Origin of the sequence: Niallia sp. Sow4_A1, from assembly GCF_052116745.1 — a bacterium.
GTDB lineage: Bacteria > Bacillota > Bacilli > Bacillales > Cytobacillaceae > Niallia > Niallia hominis.
On sequence record NZ_JBQKKM010000013.1, the window covers coordinates 46,551 to 72,249 of the forward strand.

The 25,699-nt window shown below is 36.8% G+C and carries 25 protein-coding genes; 3 read left to right on the top strand and 22 right to left on the bottom strand.

What is annotated here, in order from left to right; all coding sequences use genetic code 11:
- Window positions 1-21 precede the first annotated feature (21 nt).
- The 4 genes from ACTQ5K_RS09375 to ACTQ5K_RS09390 all read right to left on the bottom strand — a co-directional run bounded on the left by ACTQ5K_RS09375 (window position 22) and on the right by ACTQ5K_RS09390 (window position 4,158).
- The gene (locus ACTQ5K_RS09375) at window positions 22-558 is read right to left on the bottom strand and encodes a competence protein ComK (protein WP_048716991.1); all 537 of its coding nucleotides are present in this window, start codon (window positions 556-558) and stop codon (window positions 22-24) included.
- Window positions 559-585: 27 nt separating this feature from the next.
- Window positions 586-840 carry a helix-turn-helix domain-containing protein gene (locus ACTQ5K_RS09380; RefSeq protein ID WP_081836676.1) on the bottom strand — a complete coding sequence of 85 codons (255 nt, stop codon included), beginning with the start codon at window positions 838-840 and terminating at the stop codon, window positions 586-588.
- A 156-nt stretch (window positions 841-996) separates the two neighbouring features.
- The gene (locus ACTQ5K_RS09385; RefSeq protein WP_441993831.1) at window positions 997-3,504 is read right to left on the bottom strand and encodes a bifunctional diguanylate cyclase/phosphodiesterase; all 2,508 of its coding nucleotides are present in this window, start codon (window positions 3,502-3,504) and stop codon (window positions 997-999) included.
- Window positions 3,505-3,660: 156 nt separating this feature from the next.
- Window positions 3,661-4,158, bottom strand: coding sequence for a sigma-70 family RNA polymerase sigma factor (locus ACTQ5K_RS09390; RefSeq protein WP_251629068.1), 498 nt, complete (start codon window positions 4,156-4,158; stop codon window positions 3,661-3,663).
- Window positions 4,159-4,430: 272 nt separating this feature from the next.
- On the opposite strand from ACTQ5K_RS09390, the gene ACTQ5K_RS09395 reads away from it, so the two are divergent.
- The gene (locus ACTQ5K_RS09395; protein WP_109768547.1) at window positions 4,431-4,901 is read left to right on the top strand and encodes a tRNA (cytidine(34)-2'-O)-methyltransferase; all 471 of its coding nucleotides are present in this window, start codon (window positions 4,431-4,433) and stop codon (window positions 4,899-4,901) included.
- An 81-nt stretch (window positions 4,902-4,982) separates the two neighbouring features.
- On the opposite strand, the gene ACTQ5K_RS09400 is transcribed toward ACTQ5K_RS09395, so the two are convergent.
- Window positions 4,983-5,633 carry a hypothetical protein gene (locus ACTQ5K_RS09400; RefSeq protein ID WP_441993832.1) on the bottom strand — a complete coding sequence of 217 codons (651 nt, stop codon included), beginning with the start codon at window positions 5,631-5,633 and terminating at the stop codon, window positions 4,983-4,985.
- A 307-nt stretch (window positions 5,634-5,940) separates the two neighbouring features.
- Here ACTQ5K_RS09400 and ACTQ5K_RS09405 point away from each other — a divergent pair, with 307 nt between their 5' ends.
- A complete protein-coding gene (locus tag ACTQ5K_RS09405; protein ID WP_048716983.1) occupies window positions 5,941-6,585 on the top strand; it encodes a DUF6944 family repetitive protein in 645 nt (214 codons plus the stop codon).
- Between the two features lie 135 nt (window positions 6,586-6,720).
- On the opposite strand, the gene ACTQ5K_RS09410 is transcribed toward ACTQ5K_RS09405, so the two are convergent.
- From ACTQ5K_RS09410 to ACTQ5K_RS09420, 3 genes are all read right to left on the bottom strand, one after another.
- The gene (locus tag ACTQ5K_RS09410) at window positions 6,721-8,055 is read right to left on the bottom strand and encodes a gluconate:H+ symporter (RefSeq protein ID WP_235251926.1); all 1,335 of its coding nucleotides are present in this window, start codon (window positions 8,053-8,055) and stop codon (window positions 6,721-6,723) included.
- Between the two features lie 204 nt (window positions 8,056-8,259).
- Window positions 8,260-9,009 (bottom strand): glucose 1-dehydrogenase, encoded by a 750-nt coding sequence (locus ACTQ5K_RS09415; protein WP_235251927.1) that lies wholly within the window; start codon window positions 9,007-9,009, stop codon window positions 8,260-8,262.
- A 236-nt stretch (window positions 9,010-9,245) separates the two neighbouring features.
- Complete coding sequence (locus ACTQ5K_RS09420) at window positions 9,246-9,884, bottom strand: GntR family transcriptional regulator (protein ID WP_235251928.1); 639 nt, start codon at window positions 9,882-9,884, stop codon at window positions 9,246-9,248.
- Window positions 9,885-10,190: 306 nt separating this feature from the next.
- On the opposite strand from ACTQ5K_RS09420, the gene ACTQ5K_RS09425 reads away from it, so the two are divergent.
- Window positions 10,191-10,634 carry a flavoprotein gene (locus tag ACTQ5K_RS09425; protein ID WP_235251929.1) on the top strand — a complete coding sequence of 148 codons (444 nt, stop codon included), beginning with the start codon at window positions 10,191-10,193 and terminating at the stop codon, window positions 10,632-10,634.
- A 351-nt stretch (window positions 10,635-10,985) separates the two neighbouring features.
- Here ACTQ5K_RS09425 and ACTQ5K_RS09430 read toward each other — a convergent pair whose 3' ends face one another.
- The 14 genes from ACTQ5K_RS09430 to ACTQ5K_RS09495 all read right to left on the bottom strand — a co-directional run bounded on the left by ACTQ5K_RS09430 (window position 10,986) and on the right by ACTQ5K_RS09495 (window position 25,691).
- A complete protein-coding gene (locus ACTQ5K_RS09430; RefSeq protein ID WP_235251930.1) occupies window positions 10,986-11,159 on the bottom strand; it encodes a YjfB family protein in 174 nt (57 codons plus the stop codon).
- Window positions 11,160-11,375: 216 nt separating this feature from the next.
- Window positions 11,376-11,561 (bottom strand): hypothetical protein, encoded by a 186-nt coding sequence (locus ACTQ5K_RS09435; RefSeq protein WP_235251931.1) that lies wholly within the window; start codon window positions 11,559-11,561, stop codon window positions 11,376-11,378.
- An 83-nt stretch (window positions 11,562-11,644) separates the two neighbouring features.
- On the bottom strand, window positions 11,645-13,090 hold the full coding sequence (locus tag ACTQ5K_RS09440; RefSeq protein WP_441993833.1) for a dihydroorotase: 1,446 nt from the start codon (window positions 13,088-13,090) through the stop codon (window positions 11,645-11,647).
- Window positions 13,091-13,213: 123 nt separating this feature from the next.
- The gene (locus tag ACTQ5K_RS09445) at window positions 13,214-14,125 is read right to left on the bottom strand and encodes a dihydroorotate dehydrogenase (protein ID WP_441993834.1); all 912 of its coding nucleotides are present in this window, start codon (window positions 14,123-14,125) and stop codon (window positions 13,214-13,216) included.
- On the bottom strand, window positions 14,122-14,907 hold the full coding sequence (locus ACTQ5K_RS09450; RefSeq protein WP_284561602.1) for a dihydroorotate dehydrogenase electron transfer subunit: 786 nt from the start codon (window positions 14,905-14,907) through the stop codon (window positions 14,122-14,124). The genes ACTQ5K_RS09445 and ACTQ5K_RS09450 overlap by 4 nt, the downstream gene beginning before the upstream one ends.
- A 20-nt stretch (window positions 14,908-14,927) precedes the next feature.
- Complete coding sequence (locus tag ACTQ5K_RS09455) at window positions 14,928-16,187, bottom strand: M20 family metallo-hydrolase (RefSeq protein WP_235251935.1); 1,260 nt, start codon at window positions 16,185-16,187, stop codon at window positions 14,928-14,930.
- A gap of 18 nt (window positions 16,188-16,205) precedes the next feature.
- Entirely contained in the window at window positions 16,206-16,979 is a 774-nt protein-coding gene (locus ACTQ5K_RS09460; protein WP_441993835.1) for an IclR family transcriptional regulator, read from the bottom strand.
- 135 nt (window positions 16,980-17,114) lie between these two features.
- A complete protein-coding gene (locus tag ACTQ5K_RS09465; RefSeq protein WP_349205247.1) occupies window positions 17,115-18,344 on the bottom strand; it encodes an MFS transporter in 1,230 nt (409 codons plus the stop codon).
- 595 nt (window positions 18,345-18,939) lie between these two features.
- Window positions 18,940-19,674, bottom strand: a complete 735-nt coding sequence (locus tag ACTQ5K_RS09470) for an RQC-minor-1 family DNA-binding protein (protein ID WP_284561600.1) — start codon at window positions 19,672-19,674, stop codon at window positions 18,940-18,942.
- A gap of 80 nt (window positions 19,675-19,754) precedes the next feature.
- Window positions 19,755-20,891 (bottom strand): SEC-C metal-binding domain-containing protein, encoded by a 1,137-nt coding sequence (locus ACTQ5K_RS09475; RefSeq protein WP_031538599.1) that lies wholly within the window; start codon window positions 20,889-20,891, stop codon window positions 19,755-19,757.
- A 145-nt stretch (window positions 20,892-21,036) separates the two neighbouring features.
- Entirely contained in the window at window positions 21,037-21,597 is a 561-nt protein-coding gene (locus ACTQ5K_RS09480; RefSeq protein ID WP_031538597.1) for a transposase, read from the bottom strand.
- 275 nt (window positions 21,598-21,872) lie between these two features.
- On the bottom strand, window positions 21,873-22,712 hold the full coding sequence (locus tag ACTQ5K_RS09485) for an endonuclease/exonuclease/phosphatase family protein (protein ID WP_441993836.1): 840 nt from the start codon (window positions 22,710-22,712) through the stop codon (window positions 21,873-21,875).
- Window positions 22,709-24,352, bottom strand: a complete 1,644-nt coding sequence (locus tag ACTQ5K_RS09490) for a PTS transporter subunit IIBC (protein WP_441993837.1) — start codon at window positions 24,350-24,352, stop codon at window positions 22,709-22,711. Before ACTQ5K_RS09490 ends, ACTQ5K_RS09485 begins: the two co-directional genes overlap by 4 nt.
- 178 nt (window positions 24,353-24,530) lie before the next feature.
- The gene (locus ACTQ5K_RS09495; RefSeq protein ID WP_048716977.1) at window positions 24,531-25,691 is read right to left on the bottom strand and encodes an SEC-C metal-binding domain-containing protein; all 1,161 of its coding nucleotides are present in this window, start codon (window positions 25,689-25,691) and stop codon (window positions 24,531-24,533) included.
- Window positions 25,692-25,699: the final 8 nt, after the last annotated feature.

Below are 25,699 nucleotides of genomic sequence, written 5' to 3' on the forward strand. Positions count from 1 at the left end.
ATTTAGAAATATTTCCATGTACTAATCCTTCTCTCTCTCCATTCCCTTTCTACCATTTAAAAGAAAACTATATTCAAGTATTACTTTTCTGTCTTCCATTCCTTTTTTTACTTTCCATGTTTTCACTACTTGATTATCTAAGATGAATGCTGATACTTCAAAGTATATCTCTTCCCCGTTTTTAAATAAAATAGCGCTCTTATATTTCCTATTATTTCTTACTGGGTGTATTTGATCAATATGCTCGGTGAATATCCAGTGACAGTGAAATTGCTTAGGTGAGTGGGTTGGAAATGCATAGATATTTCTTGGGGGGTTAATTGGCATTGGCAGCTTTTTCTGCATTCCTAGTTTATATGTAATGGAGCGACGTCGTCCATTAAAATCAGATCCTCCGATTAAAAGGTTTTCTTTGATAATGTCAAAAGGAGTTTGTTTAACAAATACTATCCGATCTATTTCTTTTACAACTGCATAATAATCTACCGCTTCTGCTGGCATGATTAACATGGTACGATTGTTCACCATATATTTATTCACAATAATTTCCTCTCTCATCCTACACACTCCTTCTTTCACACCCTTTTATTCTAACTCCTCTAATTCCTTCGTTTCCTCTTTAATTAACACCGCATCAAGCTGTAAATCGAGTACCTCACAAATCCTATACAATGTACGAACTTTGGGTTCCTTTTGTCCCCTTTCAATTTGCCCCAAATGATTATGATCTAGGCCTGTCTCTTTTGCAAGTTCCATTTGAGTAAAATTCTTTTGCAACCTCCTTTTTTTCAAAAATTTATAATCAATGCAACTTTTTTCCCCTCTCTCTTTCAAATGCATCACCTCCTTTAGAACTATTATGACGGAGACTAGTTGCTTGCACTACTTCCTATAGGAATGATTTTGTTAACATTTTGTTACTTTTTTAGGAATCAACTGTAAATGGATAAACAAAAAAGGAAACAAAGAGAACGGTTCTCTGTGAGACCACTGACCTCACAAGAACCGTCCCTCTGTTTCCCTTAATAATAAAAGTATTTCGTTAGGTGGCAGTGGTTTACTATACAAGTAGCCCTGGAGCTGACTGCACCCTTTATCTTTTAGAAAGTTGAATTGTTCTTGCGTTTCTACACCTTCTGCTATCACATTTATACCTAATTCCGAAGCAAGAGTGATGATGGCTGAAACAATAGCTGTATCTACCTGACTAGTAGGAAGATGGCTAATAAATGATTGATCAATTTTAATGGTATCCGCCTGAAACTGTTTTAAGTACATGAAGGAGGCATATCCAGTTCCGAAGTCATCAATAGAAACCTTTATTCCCATGTTCCGCAATTTGGAGACCGCATCCCTAACCAGCGATTCATTGCTAGATAACACACTTTCTGTTATTTCTATTTCAAGATATTCTGAGGATATCTTAAATTCCTTTAGCTTTTTACTCACTAGTGTAGCGAAATCTTGTTTTAATAGCTGCTTAATTGATACATTTATGGCGATGGGAATCTTTATATTTAACTTTTCCCATTCCTTTATTTGATTACACGCTTTATTAAGTATCCACTCACCTAGCAGTAAAATAAAATCACTTTCTTCCGCTAGGGAAATAAAGGTGGCCGGATTGATCATTCCTTTCTCTGGATGAATCCATCTAATTAATGCTTCCACTCCAATAATAGTACCTGTTTCTGTATTAATTTTGGGCTGATAATAAAGAACAAACTGATTTTCTTTCAGTGCTTTTCTGAGATTGCTTTTTAATTGAAAAGCATTAAGATTGTTTTTATTCATTGTTGGATCATACAGATTAAAGGCGTTACCACCCATTTTTTTCATACTATACATAGCAATGTCGGCGTTTTTCATAAGCTCCTCAAACGTTTGACCATGTTCCCCACTAAGACTTATGCCGATGCTCCCATAGGTGGAAAATTCTTGACCATCGATAATAATCGGTTCTTCAATTGCTTTGAGAATTTTATCAGCCAATTCAAGCAGCATGGTTTTATTCGTACAATTACTAATTAATATAACAAATTCGTCCCCGCCCATACGTGCAACAACATTCGTTTCTCCAATGGCCTCTTGAATTCGTTTCCCTACTTCTTGTAATAACTTATCCCCAGAAGAATGACCAAAAGTATCATTATGTGGTTTTAAGTTATCTAAATCTAAAAACATAACAGCAAGGTTGTTTGTTTCTTGTAAACGTTTCGGGAAGAGTTCTTTTAAATATCGCAAATTCGGTAGATTTGTTAAACTATCATAATTAGCTAAGTATTTAATCTCTTCTTCCCGGTAATGACGCTCCAATGCAATTCCTGTCAGATGACTAAAATCTTTAAAGATTTCAATATCAGAATCCTTTAGTGTTATTGATTCTTTATAATAAACAGAAAATGTTCCTAATAAAGAGCCCTTTGAAGAGAGAATGGGCAATGACCAGCAGGAATGCAGCCCCTCTACCAGAGCCATTTCTTTCCAATTGGACCAGGATGTCTCAGTTTGTATAGCAGATACAATTTTTATATCTTTCGCATATGCTGAATACCCATAAGATGCAAAATTTTCACCGACAGGAAACTTATCCATTTTTTCAGCAAATTCAGGGTCTAGCTTTGGACCATAACCAAAACGCAACCAATTATGTTCTTGTTCATAATACATAATCGAGCAAATCCCTCTTGATAGTTCTTCTACACTTTCAGTAATACATTCGATTATTTGTTCTAACGGCTCTCCAACAGCAATTCTCGATAAAATAGTCTTTTGTTTCTTTTGTAGTTTCTCTACATTTTTCTTATCTGTGATATCTTGTGCTATTCCGTGTATACCAATAACTTGATCATTCAACTTCAATGGAATAGTGGTTAATTTGATATCCCTAATTCCTCCATCTTTTCGAATGATTTGAGACTCAAACCCTTGAATCATTCCACATAGTACTTTGTCAAAACGCTGCAACACCTTTGGAAGTTTTTCAGGTACTATCAAATCACGAAAATTTAAGTTCGTTAATTCCTCCCTTGTATACCCGCTGATTTCTTCTGCAACTTTATTAACATCTAAAAAATTCCCTTCCTTGTCCAACGTATAGACTCCGTCGGGATCATGTAAAAATAGAGATTTATACGTTTGTTCACTTTTTTCCAATTCTGTTATGTCTCGCCCAAATACTATCAAGTTTTGGCGATTTCCACCAGCATCAAATATCGGTACCTTAATTACTTCATATATTCTTTCCGAATTATTGAAAATAATAGACTCTTTTACTTCTATCTGTTTTCCTGTCTCCCAAGCCTCAAGATCACTTTTCACAAAAACAGGTACGTATACAGCAAAATGAGGATATAGTTTTCCTAATTCATCTTCCGTTTTACCTTGGTATTCCTCTATATTAAAAAGTTCTAAAGTTTTACTATTCGCTTCCATCCAGCGTCCATCTTTATCTTTTAAAACAATAATATCTGGACTCGCATTTATAAATGGTTCTAATTTCATAGATTTCTCCCTATTTTTACGGACATATGCCATTTATTATATAATTTTATCGGAATTTGTACTATATAGATTCTTGGACAATTTTGTAATAATAAATGGATTTATAGCCAAATAATGGATTCGTTCTATTTTTCGAGGTTACATCTCTTAAAAAAATCATTCCCCTCTTTCAGGGACCAATGTCCGCTTCAACTTCTCCTTCGCACCCTTCCGCCACCATTTTACAGCAGAAGGGGAGACTCTTTCTTTCTGCGCTATTTCCTTCACCGTCAGCTGATGTACAAAGGTGTCAACTACCCACGTTGTTTCCCCTTCAGATAATTCCTTGCAAAGTCCTTTTACGTAATCCTCTTCTTCCCGATACAAGATAGGACTTTCCATCACCTCCCAAAATTCTTCACTTGGATAAGCATTCCTTTCTGCCTCTCTTGTCCGACGCTTTAATTCATCTAGAAATCTTCCCCACATATGCCGATATAAATAATTGCTATACTTACCCTTTTCTGGATTAAAGGTTTTCGTCGTTTCCCAAATGCTTATTAAGCCAATTTGAAAAAAATCTTGCTTATCTTTATAAATCGTCAGCTTTTTCATCATGTGGTTAATCATGGGCGTAAACTCTTCAACGAGTTGATCATATGTTTTTCCTTCCATTATCGTTTCCTTTTAGAAAAGCGCTTTTCTTTGTTATTCCTAGGTACTTTTACTTTATGGAAAAAAAGAAAGCTTTTCGATTAAAGAAAAAGAAGGCAACGATGCTAAAAATGGAATAAATTAGAAAAAATAGCATTTTACTTGAAGCGATAGTGGTTCCTACCTGATAAATAGTAATAATTTTCGAAGGGAGATATCACCTAAATCATACCTGCAACGAGATCAAAATATGCTATAATTCGAAGGGGAAAAGAAAGATAGAGGTGACATTCATGGCCATACATGTTGTATTATATCAGCCAGAAATTCCAGCTAATACTGCCAATATTGCACGTACTTGTGCAGGAACAGATACAGCCTTGCATTTAATTCGACCACTTGGCTTTTCAACCGATGAAAAGATGATCAAACAAGCAGGTCTTGATTTCTGGGAGACTGTAAAAATCACATATTATGACTCATTAAATGACTTTTTTGTAAAAAATCAAGGTGAGTTTTACTATATTGAAACATTCGCTGAAGAAACCTATACATCTCATGATTTCAAAGATAAATCAAAGGATTATTATTTCATATTTGGAAAAGAAACAACGGGATTACCAAAAGATTTACTAGAAACACATAAAGACCATTTTTTAAGAATACCAATGACAGAACACATCCGTTCCCTAAACCTTTCTAATACAGCAGCTATATTGGTGTTTGAAGCATTGAGACAACAGGGATATCCGAATTTAAAATAAAAAATCTTCCTAGATGGAAGATTTTTTTGTTGGAATTTGTCTTTTTGATATGGACAATGTCTTTTTGTGGTGCCTGTCACCCTAAATTTCTTCATCTGTTGCAGTAGTTTGATCATAATCAGAAAGTTGCTCTGTAATAGATGCACTCAAAGTATCTGTGTTATCAGTAGAATCGTTCTCTGAAAGTGTATTAATTAGATTAAAAATTAGTTCTTTCATCTGGTCCACTGATAGTTCTGTGCTTGTTTCCGATGACGAATCATCCATTTGTGCAGTTATGTTATTTATTGGTAGTGGAGGTGGCGTCATTTCCGCTTTGGAAGGCTTTGCTTCTTCCAGCGTTTCCGTTACAGCTGTGAATAGCTCGGAAATCTCCTCTTCTGAGCTGTCACTTGCCTGAAAGTCACTAAGAAGATCGCCGACTGTGCTTAATGCTGTTTGCAGGCTTTCAGGAAGATAAGAACTCTCGCTAGAATCTGTTGACTCCAAACGTTTAAGCATCGTTTCTAAATAAGCTGTTTTCTGTTCCGTTGTTAAAGATGTTAGATCTGTTGTGCTACTACTGTAATTGCCACTACTAGTGAATTGGGTACTTGTTGCAAGCTGCATATAGTCTTTAAAAGTTGATTCACTATTACTGGATGTTTGCTGGGTACTCGGTATGCTTGTCAGGTTTGCCGTAGTCCAATTGCCATACAAATTGGAATAATTGCTGTTGATTGATACAGACATATAAAAAACTCCTTTCATAATGGGAGAGACTGATTGGCTAAAAGAGGCAATCAATCTCACTGTTAGCATAATGAAAGTTGCTTAAAAAAAACTTAATTTTTCTTTTGATATGGTGACAGGCACCACAAAAAGACACTTTTTAATTTATGTCCATACCAGAAGGACAAAACCATGCACCAAAGGCACTATCATTCTTCCGACAGAAAAACTAGAAGCTAATTATACATTTTATCTTTTCAAAGTGCCCTGACACCATTATGTGAATACCATATAGAAACAGCTTAGAAGAAAATGTGGGCGTGGTATTATGAAGAACCAAGTCGAGATTGCTTCGGTATGGGTGCAAGCAATTGGTGCCATCCTTGCTGCTTTAGGAAACAGTGCATGGAATTTACTAAGTGAAGAAGAAATTAAAGACTTGGACTTAATAGGAAATGTTTTACAAACTTTTGGAAATGCCGTACAGGCAGATCAACAAGAAACGATAACATATGAAAAAATCGGAGCTGAGATACAAGCAATTGGGAATACGGTCGTAGCCAGTTCGTATATTTTATTAGAAGATGAGTTAGAAAGTAAGTTAATCATTAAAGGGAATTGGTTACAGGCATTTGGTGCAATCGTCGAAGCTGTGGATGAAGTATTCGATAACTCAGGCAAGGAACAAACATTAAATATCTTAGGAAATACCACACAGGCAGTCGGTAACTCCTTCCAAGCAATCGGCGAGAAGCATATCCTCTTTAACAATAACGATAAGGGGAAATTTTTAGTAATAAGTGGAAGCTGGATACAAGCAGTGGGAACGATACTAAATGCAATCGGCCAAACCGATGAGGAGTTAACCGAAAATAACCATGTTAACCAAAATAAGAGTATGGAAGATGCCACTTCCTTTTATGAGCAAGAAAATCTTAAGCATCCGTGGAAAGCAAGGAGTAAATATTATTAGCGAAGTTCAAGGCTGCTGATAAACAAAAAAAGGGAAAGAAATCAAGAAAATGATTCCTTTCCCTTGTCCTTCTGAGAGAGACAGATGTGGTGTTTTGTCTTTTTATGGTGCCTGTCACCATTACTGTCACCATTACTAAACAAACACTCCCAACAGCAATACACATAATAGACCTGTTACCGAAATGACCGTGGTCAAGGTACTCCATGTTTGGAAGGTTTCTTTTATGCTTAAACCAAAATATTCTTTTACCATCCAAAATCCTGCGTCATTAACATGACAGAATATAACGCTGCCTGCTCCTGTTGCTAAAACAATAAGTGCTGGGTTCACGGAGCTTGTGGCCAATAAAGGAGTCACAAGGCCGGCTGTTGTAAGTGCAGCTACTGTTGCAGATCCTAAACAGAGACGCAATATTGCTGCAATCATCCAAGCTACTAAAATAGGAGACATATTCGTTTCATTGAATAATGTCGCTACATAATCGCCCACTCCTCCGTCTACTAGCACTTGCTTAAAGGCACCACCACCGCCGATAATTAATAGCATCATCGCAATTTGGGCAATAGACTCAGACAGTGTATTACCAATCTCTTTCATTGGAATCTTTCTTGAATATCCCATTGTATAGATTGCAATTAAAAGTGATAAAAGCATGGCAGTTCCCGGTGCACCAATAAATTCTATGATTTCTTTCCCAATAGATTCCCCAGGAAACAATAACGAGAAGATTGTTGCAAGCCCCATAAATATAACTGGGAATAATGATGTTAGCACACTTATGCCAAACCCAGGCGTATCTTGTAAATTAAACTCCTTTTGTGGTCCCAAAGCTGCAAGATTTCCATTTTTTTTATAAGCGTATGGAAAAAACTTCATGGCAAATTTATTAAATAGCGGTCCTGATATAATTGTTGTTGGTATAGCAATAAGGGTCCCTAATAACAACACCTGTCCAATATCTGCACCATATGCAGCAGTAATCGCAGTTGGCGCCGGATGTGGAGGCAAAAAGCCATGTGTAACATTTAAGGCAGCTGCCATTGGTATTCCTAAATAAAGAAAAGGCATTTTTAATTCTTTAGCTATTGCATAAATAATCGGAATTAATACAACAAGCCCTACTTCAAAAAATAAGGCAACCCCTATAATAAAGGAAGCAACAACAACAGCTAGCTGAATCCGTTTCGGACCGAACCTATTAATAAGGGTAATGGCAATTCTATTTCCGCCCCCTGCATCAGATACTAATCTCCCAAGCATTGCTCCTAATCCAAATACTAAGGCTAAATGCCCTAATTGGCTTCCAATCCCGGCTTCTATTGTCATTACTATTTCCGATAATTCCATGCCAAGGCTTATCGCAACCAAAAAAGAGACAATAACTAGCGATACAAACGTGTTTAGCTTCATCTTGATGATAAGAAATAATAAAATAAGAATACCAATTGCAACAATGATAATAGGCATTGCATTCCCTCCAAAAAATGATATAGTCGATCTTATTAAAAGTCATCGTGAAGCGCTTACAATAATCTATAACTAAACAATCAATACCACTTTTGCAAGGGAGACCCTATTTAGAAGAACAGGATGTATTCACACTTAAACGTTTGATTTACTTCCCTTGCAAACTATAAAAATTTTTCGTATGCAAATCAACCTTTCCTAGATTTAGCGGCCTAACCAGCCACCATCCACTGCCAATAAATGTCCATGAATATAGTTAGAAGCATCTGATGCTAAAAAAACTACGACTCCACTGAAATCTTCGGCTGTGCCCCATCGACCGGCAGGAATACGTTCAAGAATTTGTCTATTGCGTGTTTCATCTGACATTAATGCTTCATTCATATCTGTAGCAATATATCCAGGCACAATCGCATTTACATTGACATTTTCCTTTGCCCACTCATTCGCTAACGCCTTTGTAAGCTGGGCAACTCCTCCTTTAGCAGCAGCATAGGCAGGTACAGTCAATCCCCCTTGGAAAGACAAAAGAGATGCCATATTAATAATTTTTCCTTTCTTTTGGGGAACCATATACTTCCCTGCTTCCTGGCATAAAAGCCAAACTGTCTTCAAATTAATATTTATAACATCATCCCAGTCCTCTTCAGAAAAAGTCAAAGAAGGAGAACGACGTTGGATACCAGCATTATTAACAAGGATATCAATGCTGCCTAATTGCTCCACTACTGTTGGTATCGCCTCTTTTACTTGTGTTTGATTCTCTAAATTACAGGCAACAATAATCGCCTTTTGACCAATTGCTTCTATCTCTTTTTGAACTGTAATATCTGCTGTATTCCTCTGCAGCAACGCAATCGTTGCTCCAGCCTCTGCCAACGCGATTGCCATTTGTTTTCCAATTCCTCTTGTCGCACCTGTTACAGCAGCAACTTTTCCTTCTAAACGAAACATTTAATCATATCCTCCTTCATTCTTGAATTCATGTAGCAGATTATAAACACCCTTATAGAAACCGCTATCATTTTGTTGGCAAAAAGATCATTTAATTTTCTATCCCTCCTTTTCACTTTATATATAATTAATAATATTATATATAATTTTTAAAGACGTGTCGAGATTAAATATATATAATTTTAATTTTTATATATAATCCCAACACTTAATCTTATGTTATGGAGCAAAAAGACTTATAGAACCATTTTCATAATATGTTCCCAAAATACTTCCTTTGATTTTTGAATATCCTTTTCCTTTAAGACTTCTACTAGCTTTAAATGGTATGTATGCACTTCTTCTGGCATTATTTTGATTTCAGGATTTAGAACGGTAATATAGCGCTGAATATGACTATTGAGCATAGACCATATTCGATTGTATGTTTCTATTCCTGACCAAGAGATAATAGTCCGGTGAAATTCCATATCTAATTTAGATTGCAGCAAATAGTCAGGTTTTTCATTTTTCATCTGTTCAACAATATCATATAGCTCACCAAGTTTTTTATTTGTTAGATAAGGAGTAATTATTTCGATTGCATTTGTCTCAATCGATGCACGCAAGGAAAAAATATGGTACATTTCTGTCTTATTTATTTCTGTTACAAATGCCCCCTTATACTTTACTGTGCGGATAAGCCCTTCTTCTTCCAAGCCTCTAAGCGCTTCTCGAACAGGAACTTGGCTAATGCCAAGCCGTTTAGCGACCTCCGTCTCTACCACACGATCTCCTGGTTTTAGCTTATTAATAATAATTTCGTCTCGTAGAATTTTCTTCACTTTATCTTTTAACGATAAGGACATTTCTTCCCTCTCTTTTGATTTATCCATGATTATTCCTTTCCTTTTCTAATAATAGATTGCACGAAATCTTGTTTATCTCTATATTATATATAATCTCATCTAAATTGCCTTTCATCAACTAAACACAGCAAACATAAAAAAGCCGCAACCAAGTATTGGCTAAGGGCAATCTATCATGGGACAAGGTACCTGACCCCTTGTCCCAGAATTATTTTATTAAACTACAGGCTCAAAAAGGCAAAGTATTACTTTTAGTGGTAAAATTATCATAATATTTGTTCAACTAATAAGCAGTGAGATGAATATACCAGTACAAGAACAGGAGGCTATTATATGGATAATTCATTTAGAGAATTTCTTGATACTTATTTAAGAGTTTGGAATTCTTCCTCTTTGATTGAATTAAGAAATTTAATATCAAAAGATTACAAAGGTAGAGAAATCACAAAGGGTGAGATAGCTGATTTTGGAATGAAAGAAGCCGTGCGTGGGTGGGAACAAGGATTTAATTTTGTTAAAGAAAATAATGCAGAATGGAAACTAAATGTGCTCTCTACTATCCCATTAAATGCTGATGAAACAATGGTGATAATATCTGCAACTATGATTATTCAGGGTAAGAGTTTAGATACTGCAAATTTATTTTTCCAAACCTTTAAAAATAATCGTTCTTATGGATGGAAGTTGATAAGGAGTTATATTGAATCAGGAATCCCAAACGATAATATTAACAGAATGCTAATTAACGGATCTTTTAGTGAAAAAACTCAAAAATGAATCCCACTAAGATATTCGCTGAAACAAGTCTCTCAAATCAGTGTATAAGTATCTTCTATTTCATGTTCTTAGTTAGAAATACTCTTTATTTAGGCGATGATATTTAGCCTTTTTTCGATAAATATATACACTATGTGTATTTATTCATTTCCAACATGGTGGTTTCTGATACGTTTTCTATATACACTAGTCTTGTAAAAAATTGTTAAGTATTAGATGACTTCCTATATATAATGAACTTACAAAGAAAAAAGGAACCAAGAAAATGGCCCATTTCCCTAGTCCCTCTTGCTGAATCTTACCACTTTTTAGCTTTTGAAAGTTCCAGCTAATAGATGATTACAATACCAATCAAACCGACATATCAACTGATTTACCTAGTGTGGGATGAGGAGCTTCTAGCATTTTTAGTAATTGATCACTATTCTGCTCAGCTGTATTCATTGCCTTTTTTGTTAAAGCTATGCCGACATTTTGAGATAAGCGTGCTTGATTCATTCCTATTGATAATGCTGCAATATCCATTTTTTCTCACCACCTATTCTTGTTATCGGTTATCAGGCAGAACTATAAACAAATCTTCAAATCTTTTTACCAATATATTACTTAGAGCTCAGTACGTATCCATCAAAAATTATTATGAGAATGATTGAAAGCTTCTTAATTGAAGCTAGTTTACCCTACTCTTCTATACAATTAATTAAAAAAGAAAGCGGGAGAATCTTTCCCCCGCTTTCCTCCTCACAACCGCTGCAACCGTAATTCTTGAATAAACAAATCATAATCAATCTCTAGTATTTCGCAGTTGGTTTTTACTTCTTCAAAGAAATCGAATTCCTTATCTGCTGGGCGGTCGCGGTTTTCGTAGTAAAAGTTGATTAGGTGGTATAGTTTTATAAAAGAATCTAGCTTTTCTTTTTTATTCATTTATCCTCTCTCCTTCTGTTTTTGTAACAGATATTTTATCTACTAAACCAGAAACTGTCCTTATCTTGAATGGAAGCCAGCTATCACAAATCACCTATGCTCTTAAGCTGGAAAGGAGAACCGTCTCTCTCATTCCCTCCTGGAACCACGATTCTTCCGATTGGTTTGCTTATGATTTGGCCGTTTTCCATTACTTTTGTTCCACGGACAATGGTGGCGACTGGCATTCCTGTAATTGGTGTTTGGTCATATGCGGTTACTTTGCTTTTGCTGTGGAGCTGTTCTCTTGTTATGGAGTGTTTTTTATTCATATCCACTATGGTGATATCTGCATCGGTTCCTACTTGTAAGGATCCTTTTTGTGGATAGATTCCATATTGTTTTGCTGGATTTTCAGAAAGGAGTTTACAGGCATCGACTAAAGAGATTTTCTCTTCACTCACTGCGTTTAAGAGTAGTGGTGCCAGTGTTTCAACACCGCACATTCCAGCTGGGATATCCCACAAGCTACCATCCTTTTCTTCCTCTGTATGGGGAGCATGGTCGGAGCAAACTACTGTTACCGTGCCATCTCGAATCCCCCTCCAAAGCTCCTCCTGATCCTTTTTATATTTAATAGGCGGATATACCTTCATCTGCGGGCCAACTCTTTCATAATCCTCATTGGATAAAAAGAGATAGTGTGGACATGTTTCAGATGTAATATTTGTATAGCCATCTGCTTGGGCTTGCCTTATTAACTTCACACCTTCTCCTGTACTTACATGAAGAATATGCAGTCTAGTTCCGAGATTTTTCGCCAAGGCAATACCAGATTGAATCGTCATTTCCTCCGCTAAGTTCGGTCGTCCTTGGAGAAGCGCTTCGTAATCTCTTTTCCCAGAAGCTTCTACTTCCTCTGTTAGCCGTTGGATTATTTGATTATTTTCCGCATGAATAGCTAGAATTTGCCCTGTTTTTTGCACTTCTCGGAAAATACTATAGACCTCTCCATCTGAAAGCGGTGGAATGACCCCTTCATCTCCATCCTTGTAGTTATACATCAACTGATAAGTCTCTTTATTAATGGCATATCCCCAGAAAAACTTAAAGCCAATAACCCCTGCATGATGAAGCGGAACAATATCTTCTCGATTGACATCCCCTAAGCAAATTCCCCATATCGCGAAATCCACATGTGCTTTTGCCGAAAGGTTTTCCTTTTGCTTTTCAAAATTCCCAACATTATTAATAGGAGGATTGGTGTTCGGCATTTCAAAAACAGTCGTGATACCGCCAGCCGCTGCTGCTTGGGTGCTATAATAAAAATCCTCTTTATACGTTGGACCTGGATCCCTTGAATGAATATGGGTATCCATAAAGCCAGGGCAAACATATAAGCCTTCTCCATCTGTTGCTTCCAAAGCTTCTCCCGCTAACTCCTCTTTGGAGATGGCCGCAATCTTTCCATCTTTTATATAGAGATGCCCTTTTTCAAACCCATTTCCGGTATATAAATAGCCGTTTTTAATAACATGATCCCACAACATACTCTCCACTCCTTTTTTTATACGAAAAATTTATATATCAACCAATACGGTGAGGATATCAGCCAACCTCTCCTTTTATCAGCCAAAACCACATTCTTTTCTGCCAATCTCCCATCCCAACGACTACCGAACCACCACTCCACCAATGATTTCTTGTATATCCTTTATTCCATGTACCTTCATATACGCTTCGATTTCGTCTCGTATTGTTATCATTGCTTCTGGATCAATGAAGGATGCCGTCCCAATTTGTACAGCGGACGCACCTGCGAGCATTAACTCGATAGCATCTTCTCCATTCATGACACCACCGCATCCTATAATGGGGAGAGAAGTTGCTTGGTATACTTGGTAAACCATTCGGACAACAAGTGGCAAAATGGCTGGGCCGGAATAGCCGCCCATCACATTGCTGATCTTCGGTTTTCTTGTATGAACATCAATAGACATAGCCAAAAAAGTATTGGAAACCGTTAAAATATCGGCGCCGGATGCTTCACATGCTTTCGCAATCTCCACAATACTCGTTACATTAGGAGACAGCTTCGGAATAAGCGGTTTATTTGTCGCCTTTCGAACCTGGCTTACTAATTCATGCGAGATGGATGGATCCATGCCAAAAGCCAGACCATTATTTTTCAAATTCGGACAGGAAATATTTAATTCAATGGCGTCCACCTCATCTATAGCACCAAGCTCTTCACAAACCTCCACAAATTCTTCGATACTATCTGCTGAAACACTAGGAATAAATGGGGTGGAAAAATTGGCATAAAAGGGGATTGTCTTTTCCTTAAAATACGTTAATCCCTCACTTTGAATCCCAATCGAATTAATCATTCCACCTGCCTTTGTTTCACAAATACGCGGAGTTGGGTTGCCTGTGCGGCGATTCTTCGTAATGCTTTTTGGAATAACAGCCCCGATCTCATTTATATCGATATAATTCGTCATTTGTTCCGCAAATGTTCCAGATGCTGGCATAATAGGATTTTTCAAATGTAGCTTGCCTAATGATACTTCCAATCCACTCATGCAAAAACCACCTTTTCTAATGGGAAGACTGGTCCTTCCATGCAAATTCGAACAGGCCTTATGCTCTCCTCTTCTTCTATCTGACAAACACATCCATAGCAAGAGCCAATCCCACACCCCATATTTTCTTCCAAGGCAATTTCCGCAAACAGCTGATGTTCACAAGCTAATTCCTTCATTAATATTGATAGCCTTCTTGACCCACATGTATAGATCCCATCTATCTTTTTTTCGCTTACTAGCGTTTCTGCTAAAAATTTTACATGATGAGGATCACTCGTTCCGTCCTCATCATTTACAAAAACCGCTTCCACACCAGCTGCCTTTAACTCTGCTTCCATTAAATAGTCCTCTTTTGTTCTAGCACTAACAATGGCAAAACACGAAATATTCATCCTTTTCATCTTAAAAGCAAGGGCAGAAAGGGTGGCAATTCCAACACCTCTAGCAACAACAAGAATATTTTCGCTTCCTTCCGCTACGCTAAACCCCTTGCCTAACGGACCTAATATATCTAGCCTCTCTTCTTTCTTTCGCTCTGCTAATGCCATTGTCCCGACACCTTTTACTAGATAAAGAAACTCCAGCGTACTTTCCGCTTCATTTATGCGAAATATACTGAGTGGTCTGCGCAGCAAAGGTTTTGAACCATCACTGCATTTAATATGGAAAAATTGACCTGCTTGAACTGGGAATAGCTGTTTATTGGGGACTTTTACTTTTAGATGAAAATAGCGCTTGCTTATTTGCTTATTGAATAAAATTTCTGTCTTCACTGCCATCCTTTTTCTCCCCTTTCTTTTTATATCCCTCTTGCCTGCTGTAATACGGCTGCCTCTAGAACATCAATTCCGATTAATATATCGTCTAAATCGGTATGCTCATCTGGATGATGACTAATTCCATTTAAAGATGGAATAAAGATTAATCCCACTGGTCCTAAAGAAGTCATATTCATGGCGTCATGCCCAGCTCCACTTTGCATCCATTGATAAGGAAGATTTTTTTCCAGACAAATTTTTTCAACTTCGAGTGAAAGTTCTTTTGATAACTGTACTGGCTCTTCTTTACTTATCTCCTGTGAAAATATCTCCAATCCTCGTCTTTCCTGTATGTCCTCCATTTTTTTATAAAGGACGTCAAGTACCTTATTTCTTGAGGCAATCGAAGTGGAGCGAATATCTACTTTCATTTCTACTGTACCTGGTACGACATTCATCGCTCCCATTGGAATCGAAAGTACTCCTATTGTGGCGACGGTTCCGTTATGCTGTTCCTTTTTCGCTGCTTCTTCTAACGCGAGTGCTAATTCACTTGCCCCAAGTAATGCATCCTTACGCATATTCATAGGTGTTGTACCAGAGTGGGAAGCAGCACCTTTTACTTCAATAATCAAACGAACAGGTGCGGCAATTCCTGTTACAATCCCAATTTTCTTATTGGTATTCATCAGAATCGGACCTTGCTCAATATGTAATTCAAAGAAAGCCTGAAATCGTTCTGTCTCTCTGCTGGCCAAATCTAATTGATCAAATCGCAAGGCACAAAGTGAAAGAGCTTTTTCAAAGGTAATTCCATCCTTATCCTTGAGGTGTTGATATTTCTCTTTTTGTAGCGTTCCTACCATTGCCTTGCTTCCAACCGTAGATACACCGAACCTAGACGATTCTTCACAAGCGAATGAAATAATTTCAATCGGATGTTCCGTTTCCAGATTTTGTTCATTTAGGCGCTTTATCACTTCTAATCCTGCTGTAACTCCTACCACGCCATCGTACTTACCGCCTTGATAAACGGTATCGAGATGGGACCCTATCACCACTGGCGGCAGATTCTTCTTTCCTTCTCGTCTGGCAATAATATTGCCGCAATAGTCCATCCTAATTTCTAGTCCCTCATTTTTGCATAAACGCATAAAAGCATGACTGCATGCCTGCTCCTCATTCGTAAAGGCAACTCTTGTAATTCCTTCACTTCCTGAATTATATTGATTCATATTATTCAAAAGCTCTTCGTATCTTCTTTTTCGATCCATCTTTCTATCTCCTTGATTATGGGCCATGGAGCTCCGCCCTTCTCTTTATAAGCGAATAGAACTTAATAGATGCATAGATTTCATATGTTCACTTGCCTCTTTGGCCACTTCGTTTATTTGCTTCACTAATGTTTCTTGCTGCCTCATTATATAATCACTTTCTCCAACAATGCTGATGCTGACATTTGTTTTTTTGTCGTCATAAAATATTGGCGAGGAAATAGCAGATACCCCTATTTCCAATTCTTCGATGCAAAAAGCAAGCTGAGAATGATAAATTTCTTTTAATTCCTTTTTTATATCAAGAGGATTCGTTTTGGTGTAAGGCGTGGTAGCTTCAAATGGTGTCTCTTGCACAATTTTCTCAACCATCGCTTCCTCTTGGTATGCTACAATTACCTTTGCTGCCGCTGCACTATGTATCGGCATCCTTTGTCCCACATGGACAAAATACTTGTTGCGCAAATCGGATGGCTGATGGGTATAAACACAGTAGACATCACCGCCATGATAGCGACAAATGAATGTATAGAGGTTCGTTTCATTAGATAATTTTTCCCCATATCGTCCCAATAGTTTAATCGGATCCTGCAATCTTAAAAACTGACTTCCCCACAGCATCGTTTTCGGTCCTAAATAATATTGTTTAGTGGTTTTATCCTGAATAACAAGCTGTTGTTCACACATACTTGTGAGCATTCGATGAATGGTACCCTTACTTAAATTAGTCTCTCGCGCAAGTTCGCTGACTCCCATCCCCATATTAGCATTAGAAGAGATGCAGTCCATTACAAGTGTAAATCGATTTAACCATTCCAAGCCTTTTCTCTCCTTTGAAAATGAGTTTCTCTAAGCGGAACATTGTTCCATTTTTTTAGAATAAGAGAAGGTGTCATTTAAACACCCCTCTCTTTTAAAATATAGATATAGTGAAACTGTATTTAACCTTAATTGTTAAACAATCTCTTTATCCTTCGATTCAGGAATTAAAAAGATAAACGCTAATGCAGATAAAATATAAACACCTGATAGTAAGCTAAGTGCATAGCTTAAAGAATGATTAAGAGAGATATAGCCAATAATAAATGGCGCAAATCCAGCAATCGCTCGTCCTACATTAAAAATTATATTTTCCGCAGTGGAACGAACTTCTGTATTATAATGTTCCGCTAGAAGTGCTCCATAGCCACCCATCATCCCATTTACAAAGAATCCTAATACTCCGCCAAGAAGCAATAAAGCTACCGTAGATGTCACTTGGAAATAAACCCAAACAATAATTGCTGCTGCAATCAAGAAGGTAATATAAGATGGTCTGCGTCCAATTTTATCTGCCAAATAACCAAAGATTAAAATCCCTAAAATCATGCCGATAATCGTCGTTACTGTCCATAACGTTGTTTTATTAAAATCATAGCCTAGTTCTGAAGCAAGCATTGTGGGCATCCAAGTCATAATGCCATAAAAGCCGAAATTTTGAACGCTTGTAGCAATGATTAAGCCAATTGTTATCTTCGTTGTGTCCTTAGAAGCAAATAATTGTCCAATTGCTATCTTATTTTTATTTTCTTCTTTTAGCTTTGTCCAAATCTCAGGTTCCTTTAAATTTTTGCGGGACCAAAATGCAAAAATAGCTGGTACAACCCCTGCAAGGAATACACCGTGCCATCCAAATTTCGGTGCAACAAATAATACTGTTAAAGTAGCAAGAACAATTCCTATTTGAAAGCCGACCGCTACAACAGATGTAGCACGAGATCGATACTTTTTCGGCCAAGTCTCACTGACAAGCGTCATCCCAATTCCAAATTCTCCCCCAAGCCCTAAACCAGCTAAAAAGCGGAAGATAGCAAATGTTTCTAAATTAGGAGCTAAAGCACACAAACCTGTAAAAACAGAAAAAATTAAAATAGTCCAAGTAAATACACGTACTCGCCCAAATTTATCGGCCATTACTCCAAACACAATTCCGCCAATTACAGCCCCAAGCAAAGTAATTGTAGAAAGACTTCCCGCCTGTGCTTGATTAATGCCAAAAAAAGCTATAATAAGCGGCAACGTATATGCCAAAATCATCATATCCAATCCATCCATGGCATACCCAATCGTTGAAGACCATAGTGTTTTCCACTGATAACCCGTTATCTTCTTCTCCGGTACCTCTGAAGTTTCATGTACTTTCATATTCACTGAAAAAATCCTCCCCTTACCAAAAATAATGAAAAAAAGTTCTATCTTTCTATCAAAGAACCACTAACTACTTCCCTTCTCCTCTCCCCAAAATTATCTTTTATGTCTTTCTACCGCCAGTCGTTTCACTGAACGGAACGATGTTTCAAAATTAAATAACATACATGAATGATACTACTAACTTTTTTGGAAATCTATATTGTTGTCAGAATATATGACAATATTTTTTTTATTCTGATATTTATTTTCGAAGTACATCATACGAAATAACCTCATCTGGTATGGAGATGAGAGAAGGTATTGTCTTACTTAGCTATAAGTAATTCCATAGATAATTATGTTTGATTTAATAGTTGGTTTAGTTCTCTTGCCCAATTTGCTTAAAAATGTCTATTAACTATTAATCTTAGGCTAATACCTAAGTTGTTTTCATCAGTATTCCAGCTTCTATAGAAGTCCAAAAGCAAAAAAAGAGCTCCCAAAAGTTTGGAAACTCTCATGATACCAGCTATCGCCATCCAATCATAAGTTTTGTCCTTCTGATATGGACAAAATCTAAAAACTGTCTTTTTATGGTGCCTGTCACCTATTAGCGACACTCTTTACACCGCTTAGGATAAGATAACCCCTTCATCTTATAAAACTGCTGCTCTCCTAATGTAAAAGTAAACCGGTCTCCACATTCCCAGCATTTTAAAAGAATATCTTGCGGCTCCACACCTTTTAGTGCTTTTTTGATATATTCCTTTCTTTCCTTTGCAATCGAGCTATCAATCGGCTCATCACTGGTTAATGCATTTATCGTTGTGCGAATCTCTTCTTTTACTTTTTTATAATCCACTTTCTCCCATAATTCTAAATAAGGGATAAATGATTGATCCCCAGATTCTCTCACTTTCTCTAGTAGCAAGAGAATCATGCTTCTGTTTCGATCCTTTAAATAGCTCATATCTGGATCTTGCTTCCCTTGCTTGATCCATTCCTTCCACTCATTTAACAGCTCATCCGTATATTGATCAGATTCAAGGTCCCATCCTCGCTCTGTAAAAATAATCATCGGGAGTTTTCCAGAATACTGAATATCTAGAAAATCATAATCAATCATCCAATCAATTTTCTTCATAATCTCTTCTAGTTTCTCTTTTTTAAAATAACCATAAGCCGGACACTTATCCAGCTCCAGTTGTAATACCTTCTTTTCCCGTGAGCCCTTTAAAATTTTCGCAAGAAGCGTTCTTCCTCCACTGTCAATGATCATATCCGCTGCTCTCAATATGGCTTTTATTTCTTCTTCAGATAATCGATTCGTCTTAGCATTTATCATACTGGTAAATCCTCCTCATCTACCCAACGATGATAGAAATCTCATTTTCTTTCCTATTTAATATTTATAACTACCCCTAACTACTTCCCACAACATTTCTTATACTTTTTCCCACTACCGCATGGACATGGATCGTTCCTGCCAATTTTTTCACGAGTTTGAAAGCTAATAACTTCTCCTTTTTGACTCGATAAAGGCGGTGATGCCTGCTTATCACGTCCTGATAACTCTACTGGTGTATATCCTTTTAAATACCATTGTCTTGTATTATTCATAAAAACAACAATGATGTCCATTAGCCTTTTTACTTCTTCTAAGCTTTCGAGTGGTAATTCCAACTGTAAATATTGAAGAATCTGACTAGGGTGTTCGTTTAATTTCACATGTATGATACAGTCATCAATTATTGCCTTCGCTTCGTCCTTTGGAATCTGATACACCTCTGTAAATAGTTCCATAAGTTGAAAATAACCCTTTGGACGCTCCAAATAGTTCGTTTCACCAGCTTCAAGGAGCTGTTTCTTCGTAAAAGGATAATAAGCAATATTTTTTCTCAACGCTTGTTCTGCCAAAATCTCTGCAGGTTCTAGGACTTCCCAGTAAGAATAACCGTATCTGTCATAATGAACTTCTTGGTAATATTCCATTGCATCCAAAATAACACGATTAAACGCAGGAACGTTTGGATGGACCGGTATATATTTTTCCACCAACTCTATTAATCGGTTTGCAGGTATAGTTCCATAATAATAGACTAATCCGCGCGTTATCTTAATCCATTCTGTATTTCGCTTCACATCGGTAAGAATTGCACTATCTTGAACAATTTCTTCTAAAGAAGGCAATATTTCTACAGGAATCGTTACGAATGGGTTTCGATTATGATAGACAATAAACATGAAACCCGTCTTCGGGAAATACTCCATCTCCTCTATTTCTACATCCTCTTCACTTATTATTCCATTATTAGCAATAATCCTCTTTAGTAAAAAAATTCGTCGCTCATCATACTCACTAATTATCGTTCTAAGATAATTAGGAATTTCCTCCGCTAAATAGGAAATTAATTCTGCCTTTTTTAAAGAGCTTAAATTTTTGATTCCTAGTTTTTTACCAATCTCTCGAAGGTCTGCCACTTTATATACAGTTAGCCCTTCTTTTAATGTAGCCAATCCCTTAACTTTCTCTTTTTGATTCTTTCTTTTATCTATTTTCATTCCATACCCCTTTCATCCACATCGGTCCATATATGACTTCTTATAAATTTTCTACTATTTATATAATTTTCATTGTACCACTCCACTGTATCATTTATAACCTCTAACACATATACAACTGTCCTAAAAGCGGTTCTATCAAAACTCAGACTGGATATTGATCCGATTCTTTCCCTCTTGCATGTAAAAATTGGAGATATTGCTCGATTTGAGGCTCAGGAAAGTAAGCAAGAATCCGTTCTGAATTTACCAGACTTCCTTCCTTTGCCTCTATATAGTTAAAATAACTACTCCACGGATATTCTTCTAAGCAATCTACCATACCGGCTCGAATTGGATTCAGATGAATATACCGATTTACCTCTAATTCATATTGAGCAGACGTAATCAACTCAGATCCATAACGACTTTCAAACACATGTCCTGTAAAATCGTATTTCTTATTAACATAGATTGCGTAATTAAAATGGAGAATTCTTATAATATCACTTGGGGAATGTTGAAGGGTTTTTATTTGAAGATGAATGTGATTTGTCATCAAACAATAGGTTTGCAGAATAAAAGGCCTTTTTTCCATTGCTTCTGCCAACAATCGCAAATATTCATCTCGATCTTCCTTGTCCCAAAATAAAGAAGTTCGACGAATACCTCGACTCGTAATATGATAACTAGCACCAGGATACCAAATGCGCCTTTTTCTTGCCAACTAACTACCTCCTTTTTTATGAAATTTGATTGCATACGATGAAGGATAAAATGGATAGATTTTGCCAAAGCAAAAGGGGAGGGTTATCAATGCTTCACTAAATAAATAGAAAGAATACGAAGAAAGAAAGAACATTAAATTACAACATTCTACCTAACAATCAAAATCCCTGCATTTCCCCACAAAAAAATAGGAAAGAACCAAAAAAATGATTCCTTTCCCATTGTCCTTCACAGAAAGACAAAATAATGCTTTTTGTCTTTTTATGGTGCCTGTCACTCTAACCTAACCCCCACCCCAAAATGATCAGACACAACCGGGGTCTTTCTTCCATCAAAAACCGTTTCATATGAGTCTACAGATAGATTAGCAGAAACGAAGATATAATCAATGCGAAGAAGATCACTATTGTTCTCCCAACCATCAATTTTCTTCTCAACTGTATGGCTGCCGTTTTTAACGGTGGCGTCCAGATAAGCATCCTTTAAAAGCGGATGCTTGGAAACAACGCTATAGCCTTCCTTCTCGATATGGGCAGGGTTATTAAAATCGCCCATCAACAAAATACAGCTACCTTTCTGCGCTTCCGTTTCCCAGGCTTCTACTAGCTTGTTCCATTCATACAAGAAAGGATAGCTTTCTGTCTCATCCTGCCACCAAGATAGATGCAATCCGTACACAAAATAGTTTCTATCATTTGCTTGAAAACGAACTTCCAATGCTTTTCTTGTATGATAGTCAGTATAATCATCTTTGCGTGACAGCAATATCCCTCTTGTATTTATTACTTTAAATCGAGTGAGAATGGCGATTCCTTCATCATATTGGTCGTAACCAATATGACTAGGAACCCAGCTCCAATAATATTCGAGCCCGCTTTTCTTCAGCTCCTGCTGGAGAAGAAAAGCAAAATTATCTTTTTTAATCACCGTATTTGGATTCGGGGCTATGAAATAAGAATCTACCTCCGCTTCCTCTGCATCCATCGACTGATTTACCTCCTGCAAGGAAATTACATCATATGGATCAGCCAGCAATTGCTCCTTGATCGCCTCGAGTTTTTCCAAAGGCTTTTCTTCTATCCAGCTATGAGTATTTAACGTTAATAATTTCATTCCCCTTGCTCCAAATAGTCATTAATGTCTGATTTCAGAATGTCCGCCTTTGGACCATAGATTGCCTGAACACCGCCATCCTTTTTAATTAAGCCCATTGCGCCAGCCGCTTTCCAGGACGATTCGTCGCCAACTTTATCTATCTCTTTTACAGATACACGCAATCTTGTCATACATGCATCCACATCTGTAATATTCGCTTTTCCACCTAATAATGCTACAATCTCTAAAACTTGGCTGTTAGTAGGTACAGCATTCCCAGTCTCTCTATTGTTAGAATCTGCATCACTTTCATAGTTACCATTACGACCTGGTGTTGAAAAATTAAATTTCTTAATCATGAAATTCGCAATAAAATAGCTCACTATAAAAAAGACAATACACACAATCACAAAGTTTAGAACATCGCCGCCCAAGCCTGCTTTAAAAGCAATTGGTAAGCGTGTGATTAGCTCTAGATTCCCAAAGGAATGTAAGCGTAAATCCACAATATCGGCAGAGGCAAAAGCTAATCCTTGTAAAATAGCATAAACAACATAAAGTAATGGTGCCGCAAACATAAACATGAATTCTAGAGGCTCTGTAACTCCTGTTAAGAATACAGCTATCGCTGCTGAAAAAATCATCGACTTATATTTTTTCTTTTTATCCATATCAACATTTCGGTATATCGCAACAGCCACACCCATTAAAATAGCAGTAGCACCAATCATTTGCCCTACTTTGAAACGTGCTGGAGTAACAGATGATAGCAGTTGATTATATCCAGCAGTGTCCCCTGCATTTTGTAGATTCACTAAATCACTTGCCCATGCTAACCAAAGTGGATCTTGTCCAAATACTTCTTTACCAGCCATCACACCAGACATAATCGTATAGGTTCCACCCAATGATGTATAGTTGATTGGAATCGTTAACATATGATGTAGACCGAATGGAATGAGAAGGCGCTCTGCCGTACCATAGATAAAAGGCGCTAGGATTGGAGCGCTTTCACTTGAGGTAGCAATCCATAATCCAAATTGATTAATTCCTGTTTGGATAGTTGGCCAAATCACTGCAAGCAGTAAGGATACGATAACAGACCACAGAATAACTACAAACGGTACAAATCGTTTTCCATTAAAGAAAGCAAGTGCATCAGGCAGCTTTCTGAAATTATAATATTTATTATAGACAATAGCTCCGATAAATCCGGATATAATCCCCACGAAAACACCCATATTAAGTGCAGGCGCTTCCAATACGCTTGTAAAATATCCATCTATTAAAATCTTCGTTCCAAATAAAGTATGCGTAAAAGCTCCCTCTTGGGAAAGCATATCATTTGTTACACCAAAGATAGAACCTGTAATTCTATTAATTAATAAGAAGGCAATCCCAGCAGCAAATGCTCCACCTGCTTTTTCCTTAGCCCATGAACCACCAATTGCTAATGCGAATAAAATATGTAAATTACCAATAATTCCCCAACCAATGTTCTCTACAACGCTTCCAATTGTGATAAAAACAGAAGCATCAATCATTGCAATTAACTTTCCTAAACTAATCATAATACCAGCAGCCGGCATAACAGCTACTACTACCATTAATGCTTTTCCGAATTTTTGCCAAAATTCAAATGAAAACATCTTTTTCATTCTATTCCCTCCCATTTCCAATTAAAACGTTTGCACTAAAACTTATCTTTGATTATAGTAATATATCTACCATTTTACAAGAAAAAAAATCAAAATTTTAGTATTTAATGCAAAAATAACGCAAACGTTTGCATTTTAAAGAAAGAAGCAACGGAAATCGCTTCCTTCTCTCTTTAATTTATTTCCCACAACATTTCTTATACTTTTTTCCGCTTCCACATGGACAAGGATCATTTCTTCCTACCTTATTTTCTTTACGAATAGGCTCTTTATCACTTCTATTTTGGTTTAAATTTGCTTGATGTGCTAGCTCTCTTTGCAGCGCAGCCTTTTTCCAATCCCCTAATTCTGGATGGTCGAAACCTAAAATGGAATAATAACTGTAGGCAGTATGTTCCATATCAATAAAAGAGGAAAAGTATTCCTTCTTCATATATTTGCTTATTTCCGGAAGTCCATCTTCTGAAAATTGATGACAAAGAGCTTCTATTACTGTGTCTTGATTTTCCAAATCGTTGAATGTGGAATAAGCTTCTCTTAACACCTTAACTGCCAAATCTGTTTTAATATTTTCAACTATAGATGCGGCATAAATAACGGATTCAGACTTCTTCACATAAGGTTCTACAGCAGTCACCACTTTGTCAGATTGAAAGCTAATAAGGGCTGTGGAAACTTCTTCTAATAATGAGTCTTCTTCTCGTTCTAGCAAGCTTGCTAAAAGTGGAATATACTTTTCTATTTTTAGCAAACCAACCATATAGACATTTAGGATACCATTGAAAGAAAACCACTGGTTCTCTATTTCTTCAGCGAAAACCATATCTATTTCTTCTTCTGTAATCCAGCCTTTTTTCACTATACAATTCGCGATATATTTAGCTTGCTTAAATAGAAGATACGGGAATGTACTTGCTGTCTCCATAGCATTTATAACTTCTCCATATTTCTCATAAACTTCCTCTTCTTCTCCGCCTACTAATAGTTCAAATAAGGACCAATTATCTTCGGGAATAAACCCTTTTAAGGCCTCTTTATATTTCATCGCTAGTGCTGGTTCCACATTGTTTAATAATTTCAAAGCCAGATGAACCTTTGTTCGGTCCATTGTCGGTACCTTTTCCATCAAAATTTGTAATGCTTCTTCCGTTATTGGCTGATTTTCTATATGAATTAAAATAGAAGATAGCTTATCTTTATTTGAAAAAGCCTCCTGCAATAAATGAACCGTCCAATCAGCAGGAAGGGCAGGATAATCATTAATTGCGTATAAAATCGTTTCCTGGATTAATAAATCTGGACTGAGTAAGTGTGGTTGTATTTTTTCTAAAAAAGCCATTTATCTTG

What these genes read in the sequence shown, in the direction of transcription:
- ACTQ5K_RS09470 (WP_284561600.1), bottom strand. Translation starts at nt 19,674, where the DNA reads ATGATAAATGCTAAGACGAATCGATTATCTGAAGAAGAAATAAAAGCC.
- ACTQ5K_RS09405 (WP_048716983.1), top strand. Translation starts at nt 5,941, where the DNA reads ATGAAGAACCAAGTCGAGATTGCTTCGGTATGGGTGCAAGCAATTGGT.
- ACTQ5K_RS09490 (WP_441993837.1), bottom strand. Translation starts at nt 24,352, where the DNA reads ATGAAAAAGATGTTTTCATTTGAATTTTGGCAAAAATTCGGAAAAGCA.
- ACTQ5K_RS09395 (WP_109768547.1), top strand. Translation starts at nt 4,431, where the DNA reads ATGGCCATACATGTTGTATTATATCAGCCAGAAATTCCAGCTAATACT.
- ACTQ5K_RS09435 (WP_235251931.1), bottom strand. Translation starts at nt 11,561, where the DNA reads ATGAATAAAAAAGAAAAGCTAGATTCTTTTATAAAACTATACCACCTA.
- ACTQ5K_RS09445 (WP_441993834.1), bottom strand. Translation starts at nt 14,125, where the DNA reads ATGAGTGGATTGGAAGTATCATTAGGCAAGCTACATTTGAAAAATCCT.
- ACTQ5K_RS09415 (WP_235251927.1), bottom strand. Translation starts at nt 9,009, where the DNA reads ATGTTTCGTTTAGAAGGAAAAGTTGCTGCTGTAACAGGTGCGACAAGA.
- ACTQ5K_RS09425 (WP_235251929.1), top strand. Translation starts at nt 10,191, where the DNA reads ATGGATAATTCATTTAGAGAATTTCTTGATACTTATTTAAGAGTTTGG.
- ACTQ5K_RS09390 (WP_251629068.1), bottom strand. Translation starts at nt 4,158, where the DNA reads ATGGAAGGAAAAACATATGATCAACTCGTTGAAGAGTTTACGCCCATG.
- ACTQ5K_RS09455 (WP_235251935.1), bottom strand. Translation starts at nt 16,187, where the DNA reads ATGGCCCATAATCAAGGAGATAGAAAGATGGATCGAAAAAGAAGATAC.
- ACTQ5K_RS09385 (WP_441993831.1), bottom strand. Translation starts at nt 3,504, where the DNA reads ATGAAATTAGAACCATTTATAAATGCGAGTCCAGATATTATTGTTTTA.
- ACTQ5K_RS09440 (WP_441993833.1), bottom strand. Translation starts at nt 13,090, where the DNA reads ATGTTGTGGGATCATGTTATTAAAAACGGCTATTTATATACCGGAAAT.
- ACTQ5K_RS09485 (WP_441993836.1), bottom strand. Translation starts at nt 22,712, where the DNA reads ATGAAATTATTAACGTTAAATACTCATAGCTGGATAGAAGAAAAGCCT.
- ACTQ5K_RS09420 (WP_235251928.1), bottom strand. Translation starts at nt 9,884, where the DNA reads ATGGATAAATCAAAAGAGAGGGAAGAAATGTCCTTATCGTTAAAAGAT.
- ACTQ5K_RS09465 (WP_349205247.1), bottom strand. Translation starts at nt 18,344, where the DNA reads ATGAAAGTACATGAAACTTCAGAGGTACCGGAGAAGAAGATAACGGGT.
- ACTQ5K_RS09450 (WP_284561602.1), bottom strand. Translation starts at nt 14,907, where the DNA reads ATGGCAGTGAAGACAGAAATTTTATTCAATAAGCAAATAAGCAAGCGC.
- ACTQ5K_RS09430 (WP_235251930.1), bottom strand. Translation starts at nt 11,159, where the DNA reads ATGGATATTGCAGCATTATCAATAGGAATGAATCAAGCACGCTTATCT.
- ACTQ5K_RS09380 (WP_081836676.1), bottom strand. Translation starts at nt 840, where the DNA reads ATGCATTTGAAAGAGAGAGGGGAAAAAAGTTGCATTGATTATAAATTT.
- ACTQ5K_RS09375 (WP_048716991.1), bottom strand. Translation starts at nt 558, where the DNA reads ATGAGAGAGGAAATTATTGTGAATAAATATATGGTGAACAATCGTACC.
- ACTQ5K_RS09495 (WP_048716977.1), bottom strand. Translation starts at nt 25,691, where the DNA reads ATGGCTTTTTTAGAAAAAATACAACCACACTTACTCAGTCCAGATTTA.
- ACTQ5K_RS09400 (WP_441993832.1), bottom strand. Translation starts at nt 5,633, where the DNA reads ATGTCTGTATCAATCAACAGCAATTATTCCAATTTGTATGGCAATTGG.
- ACTQ5K_RS09475 (WP_031538599.1), bottom strand. Translation starts at nt 20,891, where the DNA reads ATGAAAATAGATAAAAGAAAGAATCAAAAAGAGAAAGTTAAGGGATTG.
- ACTQ5K_RS09410 (WP_235251926.1), bottom strand. Translation starts at nt 8,055, where the DNA reads ATGCCTATTATCATTGTTGCAATTGGTATTCTTATTTTATTATTTCTT.